At 57.4% G+C, this 24,309-nt stretch carries 25 protein-coding genes; 8 read left to right on the top strand and 17 right to left on the bottom strand.

Annotated elements, in window-relative coordinates:
* The first annotated feature begins 34 nt into the window (after nt 1-34).
* Entirely contained in the window at nt 35-1,069 is a 1,035-nt protein-coding gene (locus tag QPM17_RS01995) for a MalM family protein (RefSeq protein ID WP_285388349.1), read from the top strand.
* Nucleotides 1,070-1,077: 8 nt separating this feature from the next.
* On the opposite strand, the gene QPM17_RS01990 is transcribed toward QPM17_RS01995, so the two are convergent.
* The 3 genes from QPM17_RS01990 to QPM17_RS01980 are packed head-to-tail and all read right to left on the bottom strand — an operon-like array spanning nt 1,078 to nt 3,479.
* On the bottom strand, nt 1,078-2,109 hold the full coding sequence (locus QPM17_RS01990; RefSeq protein WP_285388347.1) for a polysaccharide deacetylase family protein: 1,032 nt from the start codon (nt 2,107-2,109) through the stop codon (nt 1,078-1,080).
* Nucleotides 2,110-2,144: 35 nt separating this feature from the next.
* Complete coding sequence (locus tag QPM17_RS01985; RefSeq protein ID WP_285388346.1) at nt 2,145-2,807, bottom strand: DNA-J related domain-containing protein; 663 nt, start codon at nt 2,805-2,807, stop codon at nt 2,145-2,147.
* Nucleotides 2,808-2,834: 27 nt separating this feature from the next.
* The gene (locus QPM17_RS01980; protein ID WP_285388345.1) at nt 2,835-3,479 is read right to left on the bottom strand and encodes a TetR/AcrR family transcriptional regulator; all 645 of its coding nucleotides are present in this window, start codon (nt 3,477-3,479) and stop codon (nt 2,835-2,837) included.
* Nucleotides 3,480-3,553: 74 nt separating this feature from the next.
* Between QPM17_RS01980 and ttcA the strand changes: the two genes are divergently transcribed.
* Entirely contained in the window at nt 3,554-4,465 is a 912-nt protein-coding gene (gene ttcA, locus QPM17_RS01975; RefSeq protein ID WP_285388344.1) for a tRNA 2-thiocytidine(32) synthetase TtcA, read from the top strand.
* A gap of 21 nt (nt 4,466-4,486) precedes the next feature.
* On the opposite strand, the gene QPM17_RS01970 is transcribed toward ttcA, so the two are convergent.
* The 9 genes from QPM17_RS01970 to ccoN all read right to left on the bottom strand — a co-directional run bounded on the left by QPM17_RS01970 (nt 4,487) and on the right by ccoN (nt 13,177).
* Nucleotides 4,487-5,182 carry a sulfite exporter TauE/SafE family protein gene (locus QPM17_RS01970; protein ID WP_285388343.1) on the bottom strand — a complete coding sequence of 232 codons (696 nt, stop codon included), beginning with the start codon at nt 5,180-5,182 and terminating at the stop codon, nt 4,487-4,489.
* On the bottom strand, nt 5,182-5,436 hold the full coding sequence (gene ccoS, locus QPM17_RS01965; protein WP_285388342.1) for a cbb3-type cytochrome oxidase assembly protein CcoS: 255 nt from the start codon (nt 5,434-5,436) through the stop codon (nt 5,182-5,184). The genes QPM17_RS01970 and ccoS overlap by 1 nt, the downstream gene beginning before the upstream one ends.
* 42 nt (nt 5,437-5,478) lie before the next feature.
* Nucleotides 5,479-7,926: a heavy metal translocating P-type ATPase gene (locus QPM17_RS01960; RefSeq protein ID WP_285388341.1), complete on the bottom strand. Its 2,448-nt coding sequence runs from the start codon at nt 7,924-7,926 to the stop codon at nt 5,479-5,481.
* Nucleotides 7,923-8,438 carry a FixH family protein gene (locus tag QPM17_RS01955; protein WP_285388340.1) on the bottom strand — a complete coding sequence of 172 codons (516 nt, stop codon included), beginning with the start codon at nt 8,436-8,438 and terminating at the stop codon, nt 7,923-7,925. Before QPM17_RS01955 ends, QPM17_RS01960 begins: the two co-directional genes overlap by 4 nt.
* 37 nt (nt 8,439-8,475) lie before the next feature.
* A complete protein-coding gene (gene ccoG / locus QPM17_RS01950) occupies nt 8,476-9,909 on the bottom strand; it encodes a cytochrome c oxidase accessory protein CcoG (RefSeq protein ID WP_285388339.1) in 1,434 nt (477 codons plus the stop codon).
* Nucleotides 9,910-10,044: 135 nt separating this feature from the next.
* Nucleotides 10,045-10,935, bottom strand: coding sequence for a cytochrome-c oxidase, cbb3-type subunit III (gene ccoP, locus QPM17_RS01945; protein ID WP_285388338.1), 891 nt, complete (start codon nt 10,933-10,935; stop codon nt 10,045-10,047).
* On the bottom strand, nt 10,932-11,117 hold the full coding sequence (locus QPM17_RS01940; protein ID WP_285388336.1) for a cbb3-type cytochrome oxidase subunit 3: 186 nt from the start codon (nt 11,115-11,117) through the stop codon (nt 10,932-10,934). Before QPM17_RS01940 ends, ccoP begins: the two co-directional genes overlap by 4 nt.
* Before the next feature lie 5 nt (nt 11,118-11,122).
* Nucleotides 11,123-11,731 (bottom strand): cytochrome-c oxidase, cbb3-type subunit II, encoded by a 609-nt coding sequence (gene ccoO / locus QPM17_RS01935; protein ID WP_285388334.1) that lies wholly within the window; start codon nt 11,729-11,731, stop codon nt 11,123-11,125.
* A gap of 15 nt (nt 11,732-11,746) precedes the next feature.
* Complete coding sequence (ccoN, locus tag QPM17_RS01930) at nt 11,747-13,177, bottom strand: cytochrome-c oxidase, cbb3-type subunit I (RefSeq protein ID WP_285388332.1); 1,431 nt, start codon at nt 13,175-13,177, stop codon at nt 11,747-11,749.
* A 225-nt stretch (nt 13,178-13,402) separates the two neighbouring features.
* Here ccoN and QPM17_RS01925 point away from each other — a divergent pair, with 225 nt between their 5' ends.
* Nucleotides 13,403-14,065, top strand: a complete 663-nt coding sequence (locus QPM17_RS01925; RefSeq protein ID WP_285388331.1) for an alpha/beta family hydrolase — start codon at nt 13,403-13,405, stop codon at nt 14,063-14,065.
* A 1-nt stretch (nt 14,066) separates the two neighbouring features.
* Here QPM17_RS01925 and QPM17_RS01920 read toward each other — a convergent pair whose 3' ends face one another.
* Complete coding sequence (locus QPM17_RS01920; RefSeq protein ID WP_285388329.1) at nt 14,067-15,908, bottom strand: sensor domain-containing diguanylate cyclase; 1,842 nt, start codon at nt 15,906-15,908, stop codon at nt 14,067-14,069.
* Nucleotides 15,909-16,021: 113 nt separating this feature from the next.
* Here QPM17_RS01920 and rlmM point away from each other — a divergent pair, with 113 nt between their 5' ends.
* A complete protein-coding gene (rlmM, locus tag QPM17_RS01915; protein WP_285388328.1) occupies nt 16,022-17,098 on the top strand; it encodes a 23S rRNA (cytidine(2498)-2'-O)-methyltransferase RlmM in 1,077 nt (358 codons plus the stop codon).
* A gap of 17 nt (nt 17,099-17,115) precedes the next feature.
* On the opposite strand, the gene QPM17_RS01910 is transcribed toward rlmM, so the two are convergent.
* A complete protein-coding gene (locus tag QPM17_RS01910) occupies nt 17,116-17,403 on the bottom strand; it encodes an antibiotic biosynthesis monooxygenase family protein (RefSeq protein ID WP_285388327.1) in 288 nt (95 codons plus the stop codon).
* Nucleotides 17,404-17,491: 88 nt separating this feature from the next.
* Between QPM17_RS01910 and tusA the strand changes: the two genes are divergently transcribed.
* Nucleotides 17,492-17,731, top strand: coding sequence for a sulfurtransferase TusA (tusA, locus tag QPM17_RS01905; protein ID WP_285388325.1), 240 nt, complete (start codon nt 17,492-17,494; stop codon nt 17,729-17,731).
* Nucleotides 17,732-17,740: 9 nt separating this feature from the next.
* Here the strand turns inward: tusA and dsbD are convergent, their stop codons facing one another.
* Entirely contained in the window at nt 17,741-19,654 is a 1,914-nt protein-coding gene (dsbD, locus tag QPM17_RS01900) for a protein-disulfide reductase DsbD (RefSeq protein WP_285388324.1), read from the bottom strand.
* 177 nt (nt 19,655-19,831) lie between these two features.
* Between dsbD and QPM17_RS01895 the strand changes: the two genes are divergently transcribed.
* From QPM17_RS01895 to pdxB, 3 genes are read left to right on the top strand one after another with little or no spacing between them, the layout of a single operon-like run.
* On the top strand, nt 19,832-20,383 hold the full coding sequence (locus QPM17_RS01895; RefSeq protein ID WP_285388323.1) for an elongation factor P hydroxylase: 552 nt from the start codon (nt 19,832-19,834) through the stop codon (nt 20,381-20,383).
* Between the two features lie 6 nt (nt 20,384-20,389).
* On the top strand, nt 20,390-21,676 hold the full coding sequence (locus tag QPM17_RS01890) for a DEAD/DEAH box helicase (protein WP_285388321.1): 1,287 nt from the start codon (nt 20,390-20,392) through the stop codon (nt 21,674-21,676).
* Nucleotides 21,677-21,695: 19 nt separating this feature from the next.
* Nucleotides 21,696-22,850, top strand: coding sequence for a 4-phosphoerythronate dehydrogenase PdxB (gene pdxB / locus QPM17_RS01885; protein WP_285388320.1), 1,155 nt, complete (start codon nt 21,696-21,698; stop codon nt 22,848-22,850).
* Nucleotides 22,851-22,862: 12 nt separating this feature from the next.
* On the opposite strand, the gene htpX is transcribed toward pdxB, so the two are convergent.
* Together htpX and QPM17_RS01875 are read right to left on the bottom strand one after the other, a co-directional pair.
* The gene (gene htpX / locus QPM17_RS01880; protein ID WP_285388318.1) at nt 22,863-23,744 is read right to left on the bottom strand and encodes a protease HtpX; all 882 of its coding nucleotides are present in this window, start codon (nt 23,742-23,744) and stop codon (nt 22,863-22,865) included.
* 95 nt (nt 23,745-23,839) lie between these two features.
* The gene (locus QPM17_RS01875) at nt 23,840-24,301 is read right to left on the bottom strand and encodes a hypothetical protein (RefSeq protein WP_285388316.1); all 462 of its coding nucleotides are present in this window, start codon (nt 24,299-24,301) and stop codon (nt 23,840-23,842) included.
* Nucleotides 24,302-24,309 lie beyond the last annotated feature (8 nt).

Genomic DNA, 24,309 nt, shown 5'->3' with positions numbered 1-24,309 from the left:
CGCGAAAGCGCCGCGAAAAGGGTGATTAGCCCCGATGTATAAATGCCATTTCCTGGTTGTCCTGTTTCTGGCCCTTCCTCTGGTGGGGTGCCAGCTCTCAGGGCGGGATTCATCAGGCGCCCGTGAAGGGTATTTCACATGGGTCGATGAGCAGGGACAGGTAAGGCACACCCCGATACCGAAAGCGTCCGTGGATAACAACGGAGACAAGAGTCAGGGGAGTGACGCCAAGTCGGCTGGTACTGATGACGCTGAGTCGGCCTCATCGGGGGCTGACCACGATGAGTTCAACCTGGAGAACTACCCGGACGGCAATCAGCTGGAAAAAGACGGCTATATTCGCCCCGGTGAACCCCAGCCCTATTTCACCTGGCAGGATGCTCAGGGTAATTTCCGCGTCAGCTATTATGTGCCGGACACCCGTTCCGCGGTTGAAAAAGGCCGTATCAAACCACCTGTCCAACTGACAGAGGCCAGTATTTATCAGGCCGCAGAGGGCACCGGGGCAGCCGGGCTTCCGGAGGGTGCCGATCCCGCGGCGCTGGCGGTTCTGGACATGGAGTCGGAGAGCGAATCCTTCTTTGAAAAATGGTCCCGCCAGTGCTGTCAGAGTATGGATCGGAAAGAACTGGAAGAGTGGCAGCGGGGTCGGGAATTCGGTGTCGATATGGACGAAACAGCACCCGTCCATTCCTTCAGTACCGGCAACAGCCCCTATCGCCTGGTTAGGCTGCCGTCAGCGAAAGTGCACAATGACTTTATCCTTCACCTCAGATCCTATGCCAAAGACGGAGTTTTTGTTCCTTCTGTCGCTTTTCTGGATGACGCCTTCGCGCCCCTGCGCATAGTCACCGACCTGGTCGCGGAGTATGTGCCGGAGTCCTGGCACCGGCATGGCTATCTCCATGCTTATATTCCGGTATTTCCCGGCCGGGGTGAACGCTGGATGGTAATCTTCACCAGGGACAGTGATCTTGCCGGCCAAACCGTCATTGAGGGGGAATACGGGCCTGAGGCAATTCCTCATACCCGCACTGGTGAACTGGGGCTGTCACGGGAAGCAGAATAACCGGACGGTCAGTCTTCAGGCTTGCTCAGGTCCAGCCATTGCTGTGACAGCCAGTAGTAACTTCCGTCAGGAGCGGGATGGGTGCAGTTGTAGCGGAAACGACGGCTGCTGAACCTTTCCGGTGCTGTCAATGAGACTCGGTCCCCGGAAGCCTCGAAGTCAATGCGACCCTGCCCTGAAGCAAAGCAAGTCAACCTGCCAACGCTGATGGAATCAGGAACAGTGAACGACAGTGTCGGTGGGTTCTCGTCGATAACCCCGTCAGGCAGCTCGTTCGCGTCTACGGGTAGCGCCTTGCTGAGCAACTTGTTCTTCAGACTGTTGAGTTGTCCGTAGGCATTGGCCATTGGAAAGCGGGGTAGGCGGGTGGCGCCGGATGTGGCACCGATTGCTCCTGACTGCTGGCCATAGCCCAGCCAGCCACGTTTCTCAATCTTGCTCTCCAGTGCGTTATCGAATTCTCCATAGGGATAGGCGAACATGGGGACATTAATACCAAGCCGATTGGCAAGGGTTTCCTGGGCGGTATCCAGGCTGCTTTCCACCCGCTGTGCCCAGTTGTCCTGGCTTTCATCGGGGCGCTTTGCCAGGTGGCCATGATCTTCACTATGGTTGGCGATGGTCACACCGCTCCTGTCGCGAACTTTCTCCAGTTGCTTCCAGGTCATGTAGCCATGACTGCCTATGGCCTTGGTGTTAACGAATATTGTGTAGGGGTAGTCGCGTTTCTCAAGTTCGGGTATGGCAGTGGAATAGACAGATTCGTAGGCATCGTCAAAGGTAATGGCGACCTGCTTCTGACCATCCAGCTTTCCCGCCAGCGCGTCTCGCGTACCCGACTCCAGAGGTACAACCTCAATTCCGAGTTCACTGATCATGTCCAACTGGCCCTCGAACAGGGACACTGAAGTGCTGGTGGAAGGAGGCGTGGAATCACTGACGTGGTGATACTGGAGAACCACCAGGTCGGCCTTTGCGCCCAGGGTAAACACCGCAAGAGATACCATCAGGAGTGATCGGCTCGTCAATCGTTTTAGCATTGGGTTGTCCTCTGCAATCTGAATATACGGAACAATCAGGTCCGGAAATGTGCCTTCAGCACAGAAAAAGCCTGGTTCAGGTCCTGGATGGCTTCGGTTTCTCCGCCGCGGTCCGGGTGGGCATGCATGACCGCCCTGCGGAACCGTTGTTTGACTTCGTCGAACCCAACGGGCATGTGGTCAAAGCCCAGGGTGGCTGCCGCTTCCCGGGTTTCTGAAAGCTCGGGTCGGTAACCGCTACGCCCGGCCCAGAAGTCCTCCATCATCCGGTTAATGGAGTCCTCAGGCATCTCGTACTTGGACAGATCCAGGTAGAAGTTTCTCAGCTCGTCCGGCTGGTCCGGAACCCCGATCCCGCTCACCACAGTGCTCTGCCGAAGCCGGATAACGAGCGGTGAAATAGTGAGCGTTTCTCCGCTGGCTGCGAGTTGATCACGCAGACGGTATAGCACGTGGAACAGGAGAAAGTGCACCGGATAGAGCTTGTCCGGCTCCGCGAAATTCACCGTGCCGATCAGTTCCCAGGGTTCCTTCTGCAGGGTTTTGATAAGGCCGAGTTCATTTATCCCGGCAGGGTTCTGCCTGAGGATGTGCTCAATGGCCACCAACAGGTGCTGGATCTGAAAATCCAGCTTATCCTCCTGTCTGCCAGCAGCGGGCGTTCGAGCGGTCTGTGTTTCCGTATCAGCTTGATTCATCCCGTTATGGTAGGTGACAGGGCGCTGTTACGGAAGAGGGGGGTCCAGTCGCAGCCCCCCGAGAAACAGATCGGTTGCGAACCGGGTAGCGTTCCTGGCTTCGGCTTCAGCCTTGTCAGGATGCCGGTGAGCACGACGGGCAAGGCGCAGGCTGAGTTCGTAGCCAACACCAAAAAAGGCTGCGCACAGGTACTCCTGGTCAAGATCTGGCAGCAGCCCGTGATCGATTGCGCCTTTAACGTCCTCCTCAAGGGAGAGCATGGTGAGGCCAAGAATGTCCGAGCCGAACAGCTCACGAATGGCCCTGTCATTGCGATGGGCCAGTTCATACACCAGCGGGTCACTGGCTGTTGCCCTGAATAGTGCGAGATAGGCAGAGTAGATAAAGTCTTCCGCCGAGTTGGCGGCCTGCCGGCTCTCGGTCAGGTTGTGATTGAGCTGGCCGAGGAAGTCCGTCAACAGGGCGGCAAAGATGTCCTGCTTGCTGGAAAAATAATTATAGAAGGTTCCGGCTGCCAGACCGGTGCGGCGCACAATATCGCGAATGGTGGAGTTGTCGTAGCCGCGGTGGCGGAAACATTCCCGCGCGGCGTCCAGTATTGCCTTGCGGTTACGAATGCGGTTGTATTCCCGCTTGCCGGTTGCTTCCTTTTTTGTCTCTAACATATCCATGTCTGTATCCTGTCCCTGGAACATTTGCACGCGTATAATCCGACGCTCACTGACCCTTTGAACGACTTTTTTCTATGTCCGAAGCAATAACTGCCAACTCTGATGCTGTCCTGTCCTCTGAAGCAGAGCGCAGGCAGAAACTGGAATTCAACAAGCTGCAGAAGCGCCTGCGCCGGGAAATGGGGCAGGCGATTGCTGATTTCTCGATGATTGAAGCAGGCGATAAAGTCATGTGTTGCCTCTCCGGCGGCAAAGACTCTTACGCCATGCTTGATATCCTGCTCAATCTTCAGAAAAGCGCACCGGTGCGCTTTGAATTGATTGCCGTAAACCTGGACCAGAAGCAACCGGGCTTCCCGGAAGAGGTGTTGCCGGATTACCTTTCGGCACTCGGCATTGAGTATCACATCATCGAGAAGGACACCTACAGTATTGTTAAGGAAAAAGTGCCGGAAGGGAAGACCACCTGCGGACTTTGTTCCCGTCTACGTCGCGGAATTCTCTATAATTTTGCTGAAGAACATGGTGTGACCAAGATCGCGCTGGGCCATCACCGGGATGATCTGCTGGAAACGCTGTTCCTGAACATGTTCTACGGTGGCAAGCTCAAGTCCATGCCGCCGGTTTTGCACAGTGACGACGGGCGCAACACCGTTATTCGGCCGCTGGCCTACAGCCGTGAAAAAGACATTGCCCGATATGCCAGGCTGCGGGAGTTCCCGATCATTCCCTGCAATCTCTGCGGTTCCCAGGAAAATCTGCAACGCCAGGTGATCAAGGATATGTTTCAGACCTGGGACAGGCAGCACCCGGGGCGGCTGGAGACCATGTTCCGTGCCCTGTGTAACGTGGAGCCGTCACACCTGGCCGATACCGCCCTTTATGATTTCCGTGAGGGCTCCCGGCGCGCAGGTGGCGGGCAGGCAGTTGGAACCGTTGAGCCGGAAGCATCGGATTTCGGGCGGCTGGACGTGCTCAACATCTGAGCAAATCCCGGCCCCGTGACGTTAGTGTCCTGAATGCAGCATGGTGGTGATTGGCAGTGTCCATACCCCAAAACCGATCAGCAGCAGGCCGGCAAGCTGGCGAAAATATTTCTGGTCCCGGAGCTTGCGAATCCATGTGGCAGCGTACCCGGTTGCCAGCATGGATGGCAGGGTGCCCAGTCCGAAGAACAGCATCGTGGCGGCGGCGCTGCCCACAGTGGGCTGCAGGGCGGCCCACCCCAGGGTGCTATAGACCAGACCACAGGGTAGCCAGCCCCAGAGCGCACCCAACGCCAGTGCCTGCCCCGCGTGCCGTACCGGAAGCACCCGCTGGGTAAGGGGCGAAAGGCGTTTCCAGATCGGGGCGCCGATGCGCTCCACATGGCGTATTCCCTGCCACCACTGTGCCATGGAAAGTCCCATCAGAATCAGCAACACGCCCGCCAGTGTTCGCAGAACCGGCCCCAGTTGCGTCCAGTAACCTGTCGCACTGGTGCTGAGCAGGGCAATCAACGCCGCAATGAGGGCGTAGCTGCCAATGCGGCCGCCATTGAAGGCCAGCAGCATTGCTGTCTGTCGAAAGCGGAATCCCCGCCCCACTGGTAACGCCATGGACAGGGAGGCACTGATCCCGCCGCACATGCTCAGGCAATGGGTGCTGCCCAGAAAACCGATCAGGAAGGCACTGGAATAACTCAGATACAGTTCTTCGCCCATCAGGATGTCTGGTCGTCCCCGGGATCTTCATCCGCTGCGTTGCGTTTGGATAACGATTTGTTACGGGAGGCGGATTCCTGCCCGGGCTGCTTTGCGTCGTCCGGAATCATGTCCTTGTCATCGTCGTAGAGAATGCGATGAGCCGGTCCATCCAGGTCGTCGTATTGGCCGCTCTTCACGGCCCACGAAAACAGCACAATACCCAAGGCTACGAGTATCAGCATGACCGGAACCAGGATCATTACGATTTTCACGGGCCTACCTCAAGCAGTGTAAGTGAGTCGTTGTTCACGGTATCAGGACGTCGCCTCGGCGCCAATAGCCGGTACGGGCGATTCGGTCCTGCCTGGTGAACGCCCCAGCCTCATGGCATTGAGCACCACAACCAGTGAGCTGATGGACATACCGATCGCGGCGAGCCACGGCGGAACCAGGCCGGCAGCCGCCAGGGGCAGGGCGCACAGGTTATAACCGAGAGCCCAGGCCATGTTCTGACGAATGATGTGCCGGGTGCGCCGGGCGGTTTTCAGGGCTTCGGTCAGTTGGGTCAGCTGTCCGCTAAGCAGCACGGCATCTGCCTTGAGCTGGGTGAGATCGGCGGCGCTGCCCATGGCCACTGACACGCCGGCCCCTGCCATGGAAGGGAGATCGTTAAGTCCGTCACCCACCATCATGATGTGGCGTCCATGTTCCCGCAGTGATTCCAGTACCTGAAGCTTGTCCTCAGGCGATGCCTGGCCAATGGCTTCGTCGATTCCCAATGCTTCTGCAATCTGCTCCACATGGCCGGAGCGATCTCCGCTAAGCAGAATCGTTCTAAGGCCTGCCTGTTGCAGAGCCTGCACGGCTTCACGGGCATCGGGCCTGGGTTCGTCATCCAGGATGAATCGGGCCAGCCACTGGGTGTCGCTTGCCAGCCAGATTTCCATGCCGTGATGCTCGTCTGTTACCGGTGGTGGATGGCCAATATTGTCCTCAACGAAATCCCTGTGGCCAATATACAGACGCTGTCCCTCTGACTCGCCGCTAAGCCCACCGCCAAGGTGGTTCTGAACATTCCGGGCCGAGTCGCCGCGGAAGTCATGAAACACTCTTGCAATGGGATGCTCGGAATGCTTTTCCAGGCTGGCAGCAGCTTCCAGGCACTGCTCCCGGTTCAGGGCCCCGAACACCCTTGCTTCCACAAGACTGAGCTCGCCCCTTGTCAGGGTGCCGGTTTTATCGAAAATCACCGTGTCGATCGTGTTGAGGGATTCCAGGGTATGACCGCGAGTAGGGAGCAGGCCAAGCTTGCGCAGGCGCATGGTCGCCGAAGTAATCGCCGTGGGAGTCGCCAGGGAAAGGGCGCAGGGGCAGGTAACCACCAGCACCGACAGGGTGATGTCGAAGGCGTTATCTGCTCCTGCCAGCCACCAGCCAATCCAGATAACCGGTGCGAGGATCAGAACACGACTGACGAAAACACCGGCAATACGGTCCGCCATCAACGCCACCGGCGGCTTTTCCGACTGAACCCGGTCAAGAATGCGAAGAATACCCGACAGCCGGGTCTGGGCGCCAGCGCGGCGGACCTCGACTTCCAGCGGGTTTTCACCGTTCACGCTGCCGGCGTGCACCTCATCACCGGGATTCCGGGTTTCTGGCAGGTATTCCCCGGTCAGGGCGGCTTCGTTCAGGGTGGAGTGGCCGCTTACAATCACGCCATCGGCTGGCAGGGTTTCTCCTGGCCGTACCCTGATGACATCACCAGTAACCAGGTCGTGAGTCGAGATAATCTCGCTTTCATTGCCCCTGACACGACTGGCGACCATGGGCTGGAAGCCGGCGAGGGCATTGCCGGTCAGCCCCGCCCGGTACCTCGCCTGCATTTCGATATACCGGCCAAGCTGCAGGAAGAAAGTAAACATGCAAACGGATTCAAAATAGACTTCCTCGCCCCCGAACACAGTAACCCAGGCGCTCGCAACATAGGCCAGGCCAATGGCGGTGGCGACCGGCACATCCATGGTCAGGTGTCGGCTGCGCAGATCTCTCAGCGCGTTGGTAAAAAAGGGGCGGGCGCTGTAGAACACCACCGGGGTCGCCACCAGAAGACTGAACCAGCGGAAAAAACTGACAAACTCCGGAGACAGTTCGCTGACCAGTTCAAAATACAGCGGGAAGGCCAGCATCATGGTCTGGAAGGAACCGATACCGGCGACGGCGAGACGGATCAGTGCCGACCGGTGTTCGGCTTTCAGTGCCTGCTCCGCTTCATCGGCCTGATAGGGGCGGGCACGGTACCCAAGTTCGTAAATCGCGATCAGCAGGTCGCTGAGTCTGACCTGCTCCGGGTTCCACACCAGGCGAGCCCGCTGAGTGCTATGGTTCACGGAGAAAGAGATCACCCCTGGCTGCTTGGCCATGTGGTTTTCCAGCAACCAAATGCAGGCAGCGCAGGTAATATCGCTGATCAGCAGAGTGGCTTCCTGCCCTGCCTTGACTGGCGATACAAACGACTTCTGCACCAGGGGATGGTCCAGTTCCCTTATGCGGTTGAGCTCGGAGGTTGTCAGCTGTCTGGGGGTAACAGCTGGCTCGGTCCGGAACTGATAGAAGCCATCAAGACCTTCGGCGCGGATGGTCTCGCAAACGGCTTTGCAGCCCTGGCAGCAAAAATGGCGCAAATCACCGTCAAGCTCGAGCGTAATCGCCGGCTTGCCAGGCGCTGGCTCGCCACAGTGAAAGCAATGCAAGGGTTTCACCCGCGGTCTTCAGTGCCTGCACCCAGGGTCAGCCGGCGTTCCGCCGGCAGGTTGGACTCGCCCTTCAGCCGCCAGTCGTTGTCCGGGCCCCGCAGGTCAAAGTACCAGCGACCCTCAATAGACTGGTTCAGGCTCGCCGTATAGTGACCGTCACCCACCGCGCGAAACTGAACGGTACGATCCCGCTCGGCGATGGTCGGGTGGAACAGGTTAAGAATCAGGTAGGGGTAATCAGCGCTGCCTTCGTTGGTGTCAACGGTCAGGCTGATTTCCCGTTCGTCGAAGGCCATTTCCGCCCTGAGGCCGAGGTCTTTTGCTGCCTGGTCCCGGGCAATTTCCATGTTGATGCCGCGGCCTTCCTTGGAATAGTCGTCGGTCACCATCGAGTTGTCGGTGTTGAGTGCTACCGTGATAGCAATTGTGCACCAGATAATGGCCGCGCCCGGGAAGATCAGCAGGAACAACAGCCAGGGCTGACGGTACCACGGGCCTACGGAGGTGTTTTCAGTCATAGTTCTGTCTCTCAGTGCTGACTCCGGAGTTGGAAGGTCAGCGATTAGGACCGATAAAACGGCTTTCAGTTTCAAGTACCAGTGATTCGTCGGATTGTGATTCAATCCGGAATACGATGGCATTGTTGCTTTCCGAGATGACTTCTGGATCGACGTCCACTACCGTTGGCACGGAGCGGTTTTCGCCGCTATCGACCGTTACGGTGTTCTCGGTCAGTATCCTCATACCCTCCAGTCCTGACGCTGAAATTGTAAACGTTTGCGGCACCTCGGTCATATTGGCGATTTTCAGGGTATAGCTGTTTTCGATGCGACCGTCGCCGTTGTAACCAAAGGGCGCGCCGCGATCCTTGATTACATCCAGTTCCGCGGGAACCCGGGTCATGATGGTGACAGTAATGGCCGCCATCATGGCCAGCAATACCAGCCCGTAGCCAAATGTCCGTGGTCGAAGGAGTTTTGACGTTTTCCCTTCCAGTTCATTTTCTGTGGTGTAGCGAATAAGCCCCCGCGGATAATTCATCTTGTCCATGACCTCGTCACAGGCGTCGATGCACAGGGCGCAACCAATACACTCATATTGCAGACCGTCACGGATATCGATACCGGTAGGGCAGACCTGGACACATTGCCCACAGTCTATACAGTCGCCCAGTCCCAGCTCTGCCGGGTCTACCCCCTTCTTGCGACTACCCCGAGGCTCTCCCCGGTTAGGATCGTAGGACACAATCCGGGTATTGGGGTCGAACATCACTGACTGGAATCGGGCATACGGGCACATGTACAGGCAGACCTGCTCACGCATCCAGCCTGCGTTCAGGTAAGTGGCGACCGTGAAGAAGGCCACCCAGAAGTAGGCCCAACCATTGGCCTGTAACGTGAAAAGGTCTGCGATCAGCTCCCGGATGGGATAGAAGTAACCTACAAAAGTCAGACCAGTAGCCAGCGCGATAAGCAGCCATGCAGAGTGTTTTGCGGACTTCTTGGCGATCTTTTCCGCGGAACGGGGGGCCTTGTCGAGCTTTATGCGCTTGTTACGGCCGCCTTCTATGCGCTCTTCCACCCACATGAAGATAAACGTCCACACTGTCTGTGGGCAGGTGTAACCACACCAGACCCTGCCAAACAGGGTGGTAATAAAGAACAGGCCAAAGGCACAGATGATCAGCATCCCGGACAGCAGGATGAAATCCTGGGGATAGAAGGTGGCACTGAACAGATGGAATTCACGGGCTGGCAGGTCAAAGTGAATCAGTGGCTGGCCATCCACGGTTATCCAGACGAACAGAAAATACATGCCCATCAGAGCCGTCAGGCTGACATTGCGAATACGCTGAAAGAAGCCCTTGACCTCTTTCACGTAGATCTTTTTGCGGCTGGCGTATAACTCGACAGTTCCGGTGTTTTTGTTGTTGTTGTCGGAGGCGTCAGAGGATGGGTCAACCTGCTTGACCGGAATCTCACTGTTCATCGTTAACCTCCCGATGATGTGTCGCCCGTATCTCAGTGGAGTGCGGGGCAGGGGATCTTCTCAAGCCTGTGCCCGCAAGGGCAGACACAGGGTTGAGCAGACCTGGCCAGAGCATTCGCGGCTCTGGCCCGATACTCAGTTTGACAGGCTGTAGACGTACGCAGCCAGAATCTGGATCTGATCATCAGAAAGCCGACCGCCTTGGGCGGGCATCTGGTTCTGACGGCCGTTAACAACGGTTTCCCGGATCCAGTCATAGGTGGAACCGTAAAGCCAGGCGTCATCGGTCAGATTCGGGGCGCCAAGAGCCTGATTACCCTTGCCATCCGGACCATGACAGGCAACGCAGGCCTGGGCATAAACCTCTTCGCCTTGCTTTGCCGCCTCGGCGTCCTTTTCCCGGCCGCTGAAGCTGAGCACGTAGTTGACAACCTGGTCGACCTGTTCGTTGGTCATGTTCGGCATGGTGCCCATGGCGGGCATGTTGCCATTCCGGCCTTCACGAAGTGTTGTGAGGATCGAGTCAGGATCTCCGCCATAAAGCCAGGCATCGTCGGTCAGGTTCGGGAAGCCCAGGGCCCCCCGGCCGGCCGACCCATGACAGGTGGCACAGTTGTTGGCAAAAAGCCGCTGTCCCATTTTCATGGCGTCGTCATTTTCCGCCAGTTCCGGAACCGGTGTGTCACCGAATTTGGCGTAGAGCTCGCCGTATTTGGCTTCAGCCTGCTGGACCTCGGCTTCCCACTGATTGGTGGATGACCAACCCAACAGGCCCTGGAAGTTACCCAGACCGGGATACAGCGCCAGGTAGCCCAGACCAAAAACGCAGGTCGCTACGAACAGGTAGTACCACCACTTCGGTAGCGGGTTATCGTATTCTTCAATGCCGTCGAAGGAATGGCCCACCGTCCGGTCAGTCTCAGTATCGCTTGTCTGGCCCTTGCGCGTGGCGAATAGCAGCCACCAGCAGCCAAACACAGTACCGAGCACGATCACGCTGATCCAGATGCTCCAGAAGGTACTCATCGTTTTTTCTCCGTTTTTTCCTGTTCAAGAGTACGCTTTTCCACCTCATCATCATCGAAGGGTAGATGGGCCGCTTCTTCATTGGCTTTCTTGCGGTGCTTGCTGAAAGCCCACCAGATGATGCCGAAGAACATGGCCATGATGACCAGTGTTTGAATGCCGCGTAACTCGTTAAGATCCATGGGAATCACCGCTTCTCTGAAATGACGGTACCGAGCTGTTGCAGGTACGCGACCAGAGCTTCGATTTCAAATTTGCCCCGCACTTCGTCAGCTGCGCCTGCAACCTGCTCGTCAGTGTATGGCACACCCAGTGTCTGGAGTGTTTTCATCTTCGCCTCGGTGTCTGTGTGGTCAACGCGGTCCTCAAACAGCCAGGGGAAAGCCGGCATGTTGGACTCCGGAACCACGCTGCGCGGGTCGTACAGATGCTGGCGCTGCCAGGCATCGGAGTAGCGACCACCAACACGGGCGAGGTCAGGGCCGGTGCGCTTGGAGCCCCACAGGAACGGGCGATCGTAAACGAATTCGCCCGCAACGGAGTAATGGCCGTAGCGTTCGGTTTCAGCCCGGAACGGACGGATCTGCTGGGTATGGCAGACGTGGCAACCCTCACGTATGTATATGTCCCGGCCTTCCAGCTCCAGCGCAGACAGCGGCGTGAGGCCTTCTACCGGCTCGTTGACGCTTTTCTGGAAGAACAAGGGCACAACTTCCGCAAGGAAGCCGCCACTGATGGTCAGGATGATCAGTACGATCATGATCCCGAGGTTCTTTTCAATAATGTCGTGCTTCATCAGGTATGTCTCCCGTTACGCCGCTTGCGCTGCTGTGTTGTCTTGAGCAACGGCATCTTTCTGACGCACGGTCATGTAGACGTTGTAGGCCATTACCAGCATACCGGTCAGGAAAATCACGCCGCCAAGGAACCGTACAAAGTAGCCCGGGTAGGACGCTTCGAGTGCTTCAACAAAACTGTAGGTCAGCGTGCCGTCCTCGTTGACCGCGCGCCACATCAGGCCCTGCATGATACCGTTGACCCACATGGCGACGATATAGAGCACGGTGCCGACCGTTGCCAGCCAGAAGTGCGCGTTGATCATGGCGGTGCTGTACATGGCCTGGACGCCCCACAGTTTGGGGATCAGGTGATAGACGGCACCAATACTGATCATGGCAACCCAGCCCAGAGCACCGGAGTGGACGTGACCGATGGTCCAGTCAGTATTGTGGGAGAGGGCGTTTACGGTCTTGATGGACATCATCGGGCCTTCAAAGGTGGACATGCCGTAGAACGACAGGGAGACCACCAGGAAACGCAGGATGGGATCGGTGCGCAGTTTGTGCCAGGCGCCAGACAGGGTCATCATGCCGTTGATCATGCCGCCCCAGGATGGCGCCAGCAGAATCAGGGACATCACCATGCCGGCAGTTTGCGCCCAGTCAGGCAGAGCCGAATAGTGCAGGTGGTGGCCACCGGCCCATACGTAGGTCGCGATCAGTGCCCAGAAGTGGACGATCGACAGACGATAGGAATAGACAGGGCGGTTAGCCTGCTTGGGCACAAAATAGTACATCATGCCGAGGAAGCCGGCAGTCAGGAAGAAACCAACGGCATTGTGGCCGTACCACCACTGAATCATCGCATCGGTAACACCGGCGTAGGCCGAGTACGACTTGAAGGCGGTTGCCGGCAGCGCCATGCTGTTGCCGATATGCAGTACGGCAACGGTGATAATAAAGGCGCCATAGAACCAGTTGGCCACATAGATGTGCGGTGTGCTGCGTTTCATGACAGTACCGAAGAACACCAGCGCATAGCATACCCATACCACGGTGATTGCGATGTCGATGGGCCATTCCAGTTCTGCGTATTCCTTTGAGGTGGTCAACCCCAATGGCAAAGTTATGGCTGCCGCCACGATGATGGCCTGCCAGCCCCAGAAGGTAAACGCAGCCAGAGCATCCGAAAACAGACGTGCCTGACAGGTGCGTTGCACCACATAGTAGGCTGTAGCGAACAATGCGCTTCCGCCGAAGCCGAAGATGACGGCGTTCGTATGCAGCGGCCGTAAACGGCCGAAGTGGGTCCAGGGCAGGTCGAGGTTGAGGGACGGCCAGACCAGTTGTGCTGCAATCAGCACGCCCAGGGCCATACCTACAATCCCCCATACCACTGTCATGATGGCAAACTGCCTTACCACCTTGTAGTTGTATGTCAGGTTTGCATTTACTGTGCTCATAGCCTTACCAATGGGTTTAGAATGGGGAAAGATGCGGGCGCAAGTATGGAGAAAGCATTAGCTGTTTGCAATGACACAGATCAACTCGGCAGCCCTGTCAAATGCGTCTAAATCAGTAACATGGCGAATAGATTGGAGTATTTGCAAATGCTCTGGAGCGGTCTGCAAACCTTCCCGACGTGTGGTTGGGTGCGGTACCTATTATAGCTTCATTCTGGAGGTCCAGTGGATTCAGTAACATTTTACAGGGCAGAGCCACCGGGAAAGCTCCAGGGACCGCAGCTGGTGCTGGCCCATGGAGCTGGAGCACCGGCAGATTCGGCGTTTATGGAAATGCTGGCTTCAGCATTGTCTGCAGAAGGTGTGGCGACCCTGCGGTTCGAGTTCCCCTACATGGAGAGGCGCAGGCGGGATGGCAAAAAAAGGCCGCCCGACCGGCAACCCGTGTTGCTGGCGCATTTTCGCCAGGCCATTGCGGAGTCTCTGGCTGAGGCCGGACAGAGGGGCCCTGTTTTCATCGGAGGCAAGTCCATGGGTGGCAGAATGGCCAGTCACGTTATCGCGCAGGCGGACCTGCATGCTGAGGTCTGCGGCGTGGTCTGTTTCGGGTATCCGTTTCACCCGCCGGGTAAACCGGATCGCTGGCGGACAGGCCATTTTGGTGATCTGGGGCGTCCAATGCAGATCATTCAGGGCACGCGAGATCCATTCGGAAGAAGGCAGGAGGTCGAGGAGCAGGGGCTGGACGGGGCGGCTCCGTTGCACCTGGCCTGGCTGGAGGGTGGCGACCACGATTATCGGCCCTTGGCGCGGCAGGCCGAAAGCCATGAGGAGATGATCCGTCAGGCGGCCGGACTGGCGGCGGGGTTTATGCATCGATGGATGTGAGTCAGGATTGCACAGGCGCTGACAGTTCAGTCCGATTCCGGCCGGCCGCCTTGGCCCGGTAAAGAGCGTCATCAGCCCTGCGGAACAGATCCCTTTCATCTTCGCCCGGCACCAACCCGGCAACGCCTGCGCTCATGGTCAGGGTAACCGACTTGCCGTTGTCGGTTTTTACCGGAGCGCTTGCCAAGTCTTCCAGTATGCGCTCGCAGAGTCTCATCGCTCCGTCCGCGCTGGTGCCAGGTAACAATATCGCGAATTCCTCGCCCCCAAACCGGATGGTCACATCTCTTGGCCTTTTGACATGGCGTCTGAGTATATCGGCGATGTGCTGGAGGCATTGGTCGCCAAAGTCATGTCCCCAGGCATCATTCACCGCCTTGAAATGGTCAGCATCAAGCAGTGCGATGGTCAATGGCTGGCCGTTGCGGCGAGATTCGGCGCACAGCTCAGGTAGCAGGTTGTCCAGGTGTCGTCGGTTGTGTAACCCGGTCAGCGCGTCGTTGAGGCTAAGCGTGGCCAACTGTCGGTTGGCTCTCTCCAGTTCCCGCATGGTGTTACGGAGTTGCGCGGTGCGTTCGTGCACTTTCAGCTCCAGCTCGGTACGGGCGTTCTGCTCCACATTCAACAGCTTCTGGTTCAACAGCCTCCAGCGTTGAACCATGGCATAGTTGAGCAGGATCACCTGTGCGCCTACAGCAGCCTGCATAAAGATCTCACGGGCCAGGAAGTCGGCAAGGTAGCCGAATGCGGCAAGAGCGTATATAAGCGCGCCAGCCAGCATTCCGGACCACGCCATGACATACCACTTGGCCGGCAGATAACCCTGACGCCAGCGAATAAGCCCGATTACAAACAGGCTGCCGATAATGATCAGGGCAACGGTGGTGCTGAGCACGATGGACTTGTTGTAGGGCAGGACAAACGCCATGGCAATCAGACTCAGGCTGGCCAGTGCTTGCCCCTTGAGTACCCGGTCTGTTGCCGAGTCAGGCCGGATTTCCAGGAAAGACCGACCGAAAAGGGTCATGGCCAGGGTGCTGATTGACATAAGCATGGGAATGGAGGTGTTGGCAAAACCGGTACTGTCTGGCCAGAAATACTGATTGGCAAAGCCCCCCATGGCAAACAGGAAAAGGCCCAGTGAAGCCATATAAAAGGCATTGTAAAAGTAGTATCCGGTGCCGGAGCTGAAAAAAAGCAGCAGGTTGAACGCCGCAAACACCAGCAGGGCACCGTAGAACAACCCATGAGTCAGCGTCAGGTGATTGCTCTGGGCGATGGTTGCCTCGGGAGTATCCAGGGACAGGGGGACATTCAACGCACCGCTACTGTGAACTCTGACGGTAATGGTTGCATGCTCCTTGCTGCCAAGCGTGACGGGAAGCAGGAAATACCGGTAATCTATGCCCCGCGACATGAATGGGTGCTGGTCGCCGGTGGCAATGACAGCAGTGCCATGGTTGCCGGAATGCCAGAAGGTGACTTCATCCAGCAGTGGGTAGTTGAGTTTCAGGTACCAGAGCCGTCGTACATCGCTGGAGTTGTGCAGATTAAGGCGGACCCAGTAGACCGCGTTGGTGTGACTGAAGACCAGATCGTGACCATTCGCCGCTTTCCATTGGGCCTCGGCAGGGAGTTCTGCCGGCGTTCCGGCATCGTGGGTTGGTGATCCGGGCGGGGCACTGAGGTAGCAGACATGGTCCATCAGCGCCTCTCTCTGCTCCGGGCTGCTGGCATCAAGAGTCGGACAGTTTGCCGTTTTTGCCGGGTAGGCTGCCATAGTCGCACTGGTAGTGAGTAGCAGCATGGCAAGTATTGTGAGATGACGCAGGTACAGCAGCATTAAGGGTATTCCTGCCAGCGGAAAGCCCAATAGTGTAGTCAATTGCGAGCCGTGTGGATGTTAAACAGTTTCAAATTTAAGGGTTCCCGAAACGGGTCCTGTTCAGGTGATGGATGGAACAACTGATTGCCTTCTGCCGGCCAGGCTTCGAGACTGAAGCAGGCCGGGAGCTAACCGATACAGCCGCGGCCCTGGGGGTATATGGCTACTTCGAACCAGCCGCTGCCCAGGGCTTTGTCATCTTCAATCTTCCGGGGCCGGCATTGGCGGACACGCTGCTGGCGCGGCTGTCTGTCCACACGCTGGTGTTTGTCAGGGACTGGTTTGTTGTTCTGGCAGACGTGGCGTTGCCCCCGGCCGACCGGGTGGGTGCCGTTATCGATAGTCTGAAGTCGGTGGATGCGGAGTTTCCGACCTGTGCCCGGGTGGAAATCCGGTTACCGGAAAACAACGCCGATGCGGACCTGGGTAATTTTGCACGCAAATGGGTGTCACCGCTTTCACGGGGACTGCGGGGAGCGGGTTTGCTGCAGTCCGAACCTCAGGCCGACGCACCGGCAAGGCTTGAACTGCTGCTTCTGGGATTTGACCGGGTCATTGCCGGGGTAAGCGTATCGGGCAATCGGGCCCGTTTCGTCAGCGGGATTCCCCGCCTGCGGCTGCCTGCCTCGGCTCCCAGTCGCTCGGCCCTGAAGCTCGAAGAAGCCTGGAAGGTATTTCTGCCGCCCGGCGAGGAGCTTGATTACTTGGGTGGCGGAAAACAGGCCGTGGATCTCGGTGCGGCACCGGGAGGCTGGACATGGCAACTGGTCAGGCAGGGCATGATGGTAACGGCGGTTGATAACGGGCCGATGAACAGTGAGCTGATGGCATCCGGCCATGTTGAGCATATCGAGGCAGATGGCTACCAGTGGAAACCCAGGCGGGGCGTGGACTGGATGGTCTGCGACATTGTCGATCACCCTCGCCGTACCGCCGCACTTGCCGTGGACTGGCTGAATCAGAAGTTGTGTCGCTATACGGTGTTCAACCTCAAACTGCCAATGAAAAAGCGTTATGACGAGTGGTTGATTTGCCGGGATATCCTGGAGCAGGGACTGGCCCGGACCGAAATGAACTTTCGTATCCGGGCCCGCCACCTCTATCATGACCGTGAGGAGATCACCTGTTTTATCGAGCGACTGGCCTGAGCGCCCGGGTTCCGTTGTCAGTCGCTGTGCTTGAGCACGGTGATGATTTCGTCGCGATCCATCATCGGAATCAGTTCAGCCATCAGCTCGCGGCGTTCATCAGACAGGTACCAGCGTTGCCAGTCTGCTTCTGAGCGCCAGTTGGCAAGGGTAAACCGATGGTTAGGATCACTGGTGTCCACGAGAGTCTCACCGGACACAAAGCCAGGCGCGGCCACAGCGTTCTGAAGGACCCTGCGGGATCGCTCCTCATAGACAGGTTCAAGTGATTCGGCGATATGGCGTTCAATCAGCACCCGGATCATTGCTTACCTCGTTTGTTTTTTGACAACTATAAACAATAATTTAGCACGAATTTTGTAAATTTCAGGTGGAATTTCAGGAGGAACGACATTGGGACAGCCGGATTTTGACGCAGAGCTGGATGCCCGGGGGCTATTTTGCCCGGAACCGGTGATGATGCTGCACAACCGGATCGTTGAGATCAGTCCGGGTGCAGTGTTGAAGGTAGTGGCAACTGATCCTTCCACAACCCGGGATATTCCGCGATTCTGCCAGTTTCTTGATCACGAATTGGTCTACAGCGCCGAGGATGAAGAGGGGTTCGTGTTCTTTATCCGTCGGGGTGGCTGAACCTGGTGTTCAGGATTCGGAGGAATAGCCAAGTGTGTTGAGATGGGTCAGAAACTGGTCACGGTCCATTTCTCCGAGTACACGGGCCGTTCCGATTTCTGTGCCGTTGTCTCTGTAAAACAGGATCGCAGGCGGTCCGAACAGGCCGAGTTCATCCAGTAAGGCCTGTTGTTCCGGCGTATTGTCCGTCATATCCAGCTGCAGGAGCTTATAGGGGGCCAACGCCTGGATAACTGTGCTGTCACTGAATACGTTGCGTTCCATCACCTTGCAGGAGATGCACCAGTCGGCATAAAAGTCGAGCATCACTGGTGTGCCATTCCGGCTGGCCTGTCTGAGTTCACTGCGAATATCAGCCGGAGATTCCAGTCGGATAAATTCCGCGTGAGTGGCGGCTGCCCCGGCCGAGGCGCTTCCAACCACGGGTTGGCTCGACGCCGTAAACGCTGCCAGGGGCTTGAGAGGATCGTTTGCCCCGGACACAGCCCCGGCAAGCAGGGCCATGCCGTAGGCAAACATGACCAGCCCCATTCCCTTGCGGGTACGCTCCCATCCAGCTTTTGCGGCGTCAAAAGCGCCCAGTTGAACGCCGGTAATTGCCACCAACAGGCCCCACAGGGTCAGCGCCAGCCACGCGGGCACCATCCTTTCCACGAGCCAGATGGCAACCGCCAACAGCATGACGCCATAAAAGGATTTGACGACATTCATCCAGGGGCCAGTGGTGGGGAGCAGTTTGCGGCCACCCACAGCCACCAGTATCAGCGGAATACCCATGCCCAGCCCGAGGGCGAACAGGGCGACACCGCCGATCACCGCATCCTGAGTGGTGCTGATATATAACAGGCTGCCGGCAAGGGGGGCGGAAACGCAGGGAGAAACAATCAGGGCCGAGAGAGACCCAATGCCAAAAATGCTGGCTACGCGGGTTCCGGTGAGGCGGTGACTGGCATTATCAAGCGGTTCGCGAATAAACCGTGGCAGCTGGATTTCAAACAGATTGAACATGGATAGAGCAAACAACACAAACAGCGCCGCAAAAACGCCCAGTACCCAGGGGGATTGGAGTTGGGCCTGCAGGTTGAAGCTTGCCCCCAGTAACCCGGTAATGACACCTGCCGCGGCATAGGTCAGCGCCATGCCCAGCACATAACTACCGGAAAGCAGTAATGCATGGCCGGTTGTGCTGGTGTTACGGGAGGAAACCAGGGATGAAATGATCGGCACCATGGGCAGTACGCAGGGTGTAAACGTCAGCCCGAGCCCCAGCAACAGAAACAGTCCGGCAATGACCAGGGTGGACTGATTGGCGAGAAAACCGGCCAGGCCAGTTGCCGTGGAAGTGTCGTCGGGCGTCGTCGGGCTGATGCCGGAAGATACCGATCCCCCTGAGCCTGAGCTGCCAGCGGCCGTTGGCCCGCCATCACTTCCTGCGCTGGCGTAATAGAGTACATCCCGGGTCTGGGGTGGGTAGCAGAGCCCGGCCTTGGCACAGCCCTGATAGGTCACCTGTAGCTCTGCTTCGCGGACCCCCTCGGGAAGATTTACCGGTACCCGGGCCTCGACCGGGTCATAGAAGACCGTGACCTTGCCAAAGAACTCATCTTCCGTGTCGGTACCGGTGTAGGAAAACGCCGGCTCGCCCAGTTCGACACCCTCGGCATTGGTTGTGATGCTGATACGCCCTTGATACAGGTAGTGGCCGGGCGCTATGTCCCAGGACAATACAACAGCGTCAGTATCGGTGGTAAAGCTGAATGGCAGGGCTTCATCAACGGGGAGGAAGTCGTTCCCATTGCCGAACAGGGAGTTGCCGGCACCGAAGGTGATTGCCGGGAAGACGGACAACGCCAGAAGCAGGAATAAGCGGCTCAGAACCCTGATGGGGGCAATACTGCATGAGGTCGTTGTGCTGCCTGTCATAGTCAATCGATTACCGTTGGTGGATCCGGGTCCGTCCGGCGTTGACGCCAGGGACATTGGAAAGCATTGTCTCAGGTTGCAGTGGACACAGTTGCCAGGCAAAAGTTCCCTCTGGTATTGAACGGTCTAAAGTCGCACAATACTCGTCCCATGAGACATGATCCAGACGATCTTATCATGCTGTTTAATGACCTGTTCCGGGCAAAATACCGGACTGTACTGGTCAGGGGCGGCGATGAACCCGAGTATTTGCCAGCGACGGAGCCTGACGGCTTCGCACAGATTATCTTTGCTCACGGCTATTATGCCAGTGCGCTGCATGAAATCAGTCACTGGTGTATCGCCGGTGAGCACCGTCGCACACTCAGGGATTTCGGTTATTGGTACTGCCCCGATGGTCGCAGCGTGGAGCAACAGCGGGCCTTTGAAAAGGCTGAGATCAAGCCCCAGGCCCTGGAATGGCTTTTTTCAGTGGCCGCAGGTGCCCGGTTTCATGTCAGCGTCGACAACCTGTCCGGTAACGGAGCATGGGACGAACACGCTTTTCGCAGAAATGTGACAGCGCAGGCCAATGATTACCTGGAGCACGGCTTGCCGGTCCGCGCTGGCATGTTCTTTCAAACGCTCAGGACATTTTATGGAACCGAGGCTGATTTCAACGAAGTCTGGAAGAAAGAGACCAGGCGCCTGATGCCCGAATGTTCCGCCACAGAAACCGAGGTAGATTGAAGTAATATGACATCTGACGCACCCGTACCCGGAAAAACGCTTTTCAAGGATCTGAACCTTGACCAGCGAGTACTCGACGCCATCACCGATATCGGATTTGAGCATTGCACGCCAATCCAGGCAGAAACCCTTCCGTTCACTCTTGCCTGCCAGGATCTGATCGGCCAGGCGCAGACCGGAACTGGCAAAACCGCCGCCTTCCTCATTACCGCCATTCAGAGCATGCTGGAAACGCCAATCCCCGAGGAGGACCGTTTCGCTTCCGAGCCACGGGTACTTGCACTGGCGCCAACCCGGGAGTTGGCCATGCAGATTGCCAAGGACGCAGAGCAGCTTTGCGGATATACCGGCCACAACGTGGTGACCGTGGTTGGCGGTATGAACTACGACAAACAGCGGGACCAGTTGCAGAACGAAATCGTCGATATCCTGGTGGCAACGCCCGGGCGGCTGATTGATTTTCTGGGCTCCCAGGACGTCTTTCTGGACCAGATCGATATTCTCATACTCGACGAAGCGGACAGAATGCTGGACATGGGCTTTATCCCGGATGTAAAGCGGATTATCCGCAAGTGCACCCCCAAGGAAGAACGCCAGACCCTGCTATTCAGTGCCACCTTCAACCAGGACGTTCTCAACCTGGCTTCCATGTGGACCCGGAACGCTGAATTTGTCGAGATTGAACCGGAGCAGAAAACCGCTGAACGGGTTAAACAGACTGTTTACCTGGTGGGTGAGGACGAAAAACTGCCGGTACTGGTGAACTACCTCCAGCGCCCCGAGGTTGAAAAGGCCCTTGTATTCGCCAATCGTCGTGATCAGTGTCGCGATCTGGACGAGGACCTGCGCAATCAGGGCATAAAGGTGGCGCTGATGTCCGGTGAAATTGCCCAGAATAAACGCCTCAAGACACTGGAACAGTTCAAGAATGGCAGCATCCAGGTACTGGTGGCCACTGATGTCGCCGGGCGCGGCATTCATGTTGATGGTGTGACCCACGTATTCAACTATAATCTGCCGGATAATGCCGAGGATTACGTCCACCGGATTGGGCGTACCGGCCGGGCAGGGAAGCACGGCGTATCCATAAGTTTTGCCAGTGAGGACGATGCCTTCTCACTGCCGGCCATAGAATCCTACATCAGTCAGAAGCTCACCACGGCAGTGCCGGATGAAGAACTGATGACGGAACTCGCTAAACCGCCGATTACCCGCAAACGGGGCAGTCGGCGCCCCCAGGGCGGCCGCAGCCAGGGTGCCCGGAGTGGTAACCAGCGCCAGCGCAGGAACTGATGGTTAGGGAAGCAGGATCATGCTGATTGTAGCAGACGAGAACATACCCTTACTGGATTCGTTTTTCGGCGACATCGGCGATATACGCCCGGTATCCGGTCGCACCATGACAGCGGCAGACGTGCAGAACGCCGATATACTGCTGGTCCGCTCAGTTACCCGGGTTAACCGGGCGTTGCTGGAGGGGAGTCGTGTCCGCTTCGTGGGCACCTGCACCATCGGCACCGATCACGTCGACCTTGAATGGCTGGAATCCAGTGGTATCGCATTTTCCGCAGCTCCCGGCTGTAACGCCAACAGCGTGGTGGAATATGTGCTGTCAGTGATCTCGCTGCATGCCGAAAGGCGGGGTGTGGCCGATTGGTCGAAACTCAGTGTCGGTATAGTGGGTGCTGGCAATGTGGGTGGAGAGCTGGCTCACAAACTGGACCGACTGGGTTTTGATGTTCTGCTGTGCGACCCGCCACGGGCCGAACGGGAGGGTGACGAAGGACAGGAGTTTGCCAGTCTCAGTGAAGTCATGGCCTGCGACGTGGTAACGCTGCATACGCCGCTGAGCCGGGAGGGAGGCCATGCCACACTTCACATGTTCGATCAGGAGAAGCTCTCCGCGTTGAGGGAGCACCAGTTGCTAATCAATACCAGTCGCGGCGAGGTGATCGATACCTCGGCCTTGCTGGCGCGTCTGGACGAGCCCAATGCACCCACCGTTGTGCTCGATGTCTGGGAGCACGAGCCCCGCATCCATACCGAATTGCTCGACAGAGTCTGGCTTGCAACACCTCATATTGCCGGCTACAGCCTGGAGGGCAAAGTGCAGGGCAGCGAACTGGTCTATCAGGCGTTGAGCCGCAATATGGGGCTTCCCGTCCGGAAGAAGGCTGGTCAATTCCTGCCAGAGCCGGCGTTAAGCAAGCTGTCGTTCACCAGCGCAGCGGTTGAAATGGATTCGGCAAATATTGCCATGCGGTCCTGTTACGATCCACGCCGGGATGATGCCCGCATGCGCCTGGCTATGGCGCTGCCTGCGGAGGAGCGCGGCCAGGCGTTTGACCGGCTGCGCAGGGAGTACCCCGTTCGTCGGGAGTTTTCCAGTGTCAAGATACAGCTAAAGGGCACCAGCAAGTCCATGCAGGATACTTTCCGGGCCCTTGGGTTCAAGCTCAAGCTCTAGTGTCCCTTCTGGTCACAGCTGAGCTGTCTGCAGGGCTTCGATCCGTTTCTCCAGGGGAGGGTGGGTCATGAACAGTGCACTGAGCCCGCCACGTGCACCCCGGTTAATACCGAACGCCTGAAGACTGTCCGGCATCTGGTCCGGCACTTCGCTTTCCTGTTTCAGCCGCGCCAGCGCATTGATCATCGCGCCCCGGCCTGCCAGCTGGGCCCCGGCAATATCAGCCCGGAATTCCCGGCGGCGTGAGAACCAGAACACAATGGTGCTGGCAAGAATGCCCAGAACGATTTCCGCAGCAATGCTCACCACGAAAAAACCAATGCCATGTCCGCTCTCATTCTTGAACACCACGCGGTCCACAAACGAGCCGATTACCCGGGATGCAAAAATCACGAAGGTGTTCACCACGCCCTGGATCAGGGCCAGTGTCACCATGTCTCCGTTGGCAACGTGGCCGATTTCATGGCCCAGTACTGCGCGGATTTCGTCCTTGTTGAAGCGGTGCAACAGGCCTTCACTGACCGCCACCAGGGCATTGTTCCTGTTCCAGCCCGTGGCAAAAGCGTTGGACTGGGACGCGGGAAATATGGCTACTTCAGGCATGCCGATGCCGGCATTCTTTGCCAGTTCGCGTACGGTATCCACCAGCCAGCGTTCCGCAGGAGTTCGCGGGGATTCGATCACCCTGGCCTTGGTGCTCCATTTGGCCATCTTCTTGGAAATCAGTAGTGAGATGATCGCACCGGCGAAGCCGAAAACAGCGGCAAAGGCCAGCAGTGAGCCATACTGAATCCCGTTCTGGGCAAGGAAACTGTCGACCCCCAGCAACCTGAGGGTGAAGCTGGCGACAAGAATGACAGCCAGGTTGGTGGCAAGAAACAGCAGAATGCGCATCTAGAATTCCTTGTTGAATCATCAGCTACAGGCAGCGTGTGTATCTGACAGCTATATGTGGCCAGCGTTTCCGGCTTCAACAGGCTTACGCCAATTTAATGATCGGCGCTGTCGCGGAAGAAAGTTGCCTGCATCACCCGGCTGATCTTTGCGGAACTGCCACTTCGAAGTGCGGTGCGGAGCATGTGGATATGGGTGGAGAAGTCCTCCCGGATGGCTGGCGGCAGGTCGTCGCCGCTGTCAGCTGTTACCTGTTCCTGAAGGTCCGGGCTGGCGGGAGAGCTCATCCGCACAAAAGCCCGGTGGCTCAGTACCGCCTGGTCGAGTGCTTCCTGGCGGATTGTGTCCACATAACGTAGCAGGTCTTCCTCGGCCAGCCAGAGCAGGGTACCGAAGCAGGCCATGTGACGTTTGCTGTGCAGCCCGAATTCGTCCGGCTCATCGGGCCCTGCGATGTCTTCCACAAACAGATTGATGCGGCGGGGAAAGGCATTGTAAAGCTGCACCAGTGCGATTGCGGCGTCCTTGTAGAACTCCTCAATATGAATGTCCGCCATGAAGCCCC

Origin of the sequence: Marinobacter azerbaijanicus (genome assembly GCF_030250645.1) — a bacterium.
Lineage (GTDB): Bacteria > Pseudomonadota > Gammaproteobacteria > Pseudomonadales > Oleiphilaceae > Marinobacter > Marinobacter azerbaijanicus.
The sequence above is the reverse complement of the archived record's forward strand: the minus strand, read 5'-3'. Positions and strand labels throughout refer to the sequence as shown.

Bases quoted from the DNA above. Each gene is read 5' to 3' on its own strand.
- QPM17_RS01995 (WP_285388349.1), top strand. From the start codon at position 35: ATGTATAAATGCCATTTCCTGGTTGTCCTGTTTCTGGCCCTTCCTCTG.
- QPM17_RS01990 (WP_285388347.1), bottom strand. From the start codon at position 2,109: ATGCTAAAACGATTGACGAGCCGATCACTCCTGATGGTATCTCTTGCG.
- QPM17_RS01985 (WP_285388346.1), bottom strand. From the start codon at position 2,807: ATGAATCAAGCTGATACGGAAACACAGACCGCTCGAACGCCCGCTGCT.
- QPM17_RS01980 (WP_285388345.1), bottom strand. From the start codon at position 3,479: ATGGATATGTTAGAGACAAAAAAGGAAGCAACCGGCAAGCGGGAATAC.
- ttcA (WP_285388344.1), top strand. From the start codon at position 3,554: ATGTCCGAAGCAATAACTGCCAACTCTGATGCTGTCCTGTCCTCTGAA.
- QPM17_RS01970 (WP_285388343.1), bottom strand. From the start codon at position 5,182: ATGGGCGAAGAACTGTATCTGAGTTATTCCAGTGCCTTCCTGATCGGT.
- QPM17_RS01955 (WP_285388340.1), bottom strand. From the start codon at position 8,438: ATGACTGAAAACACCTCCGTAGGCCCGTGGTACCGTCAGCCCTGGCTG.
- ccoG (WP_285388339.1), bottom strand. From the start codon at position 9,909: ATGAACAGTGAGATTCCGGTCAAGCAGGTTGACCCATCCTCTGACGCC.
- ccoP (WP_285388338.1), bottom strand. From the start codon at position 10,935: ATGAGTACCTTCTGGAGCATCTGGATCAGCGTGATCGTGCTCGGTACT.
- QPM17_RS01940 (WP_285388336.1), bottom strand. From the start codon at position 11,117: ATGGATCTTAACGAGTTACGCGGCATTCAAACACTGGTCATCATGGCC.
- ccoO (WP_285388334.1), bottom strand. From the start codon at position 11,731: ATGAAGCACGACATTATTGAAAAGAACCTCGGGATCATGATCGTACTG.
- ccoN (WP_285388332.1), bottom strand. From the start codon at position 13,177: ATGAGCACAGTAAATGCAAACCTGACATACAACTACAAGGTGGTAAGG.
- QPM17_RS01920 (WP_285388329.1), bottom strand. From the start codon at position 15,908: ATGCTGCTGTACCTGCGTCATCTCACAATACTTGCCATGCTGCTACTC.
- rlmM (WP_285388328.1), top strand. From the start codon at position 16,022: ATGGAACAACTGATTGCCTTCTGCCGGCCAGGCTTCGAGACTGAAGCA.
- QPM17_RS01910 (WP_285388327.1), bottom strand. From the start codon at position 17,403: ATGATCCGGGTGCTGATTGAACGCCATATCGCCGAATCACTTGAACCT.
- dsbD (WP_285388324.1), bottom strand. From the start codon at position 19,654: ATGACAGGCAGCACAACGACCTCATGCAGTATTGCCCCCATCAGGGTT.
- QPM17_RS01895 (WP_285388323.1), top strand. From the start codon at position 19,832: ATGCTGTTTAATGACCTGTTCCGGGCAAAATACCGGACTGTACTGGTC.
- QPM17_RS01890 (WP_285388321.1), top strand. From the start codon at position 20,390: ATGACATCTGACGCACCCGTACCCGGAAAAACGCTTTTCAAGGATCTG.
- pdxB (WP_285388320.1), top strand. From the start codon at position 21,696: ATGCTGATTGTAGCAGACGAGAACATACCCTTACTGGATTCGTTTTTC.
- htpX (WP_285388318.1), bottom strand. From the start codon at position 23,744: ATGCGCATTCTGCTGTTTCTTGCCACCAACCTGGCTGTCATTCTTGTC.
- QPM17_RS01875 (WP_285388316.1), bottom strand. From the start codon at position 24,301: ATGGCGGACATTCATATTGAGGAGTTCTACAAGGACGCCGCAATCGCA.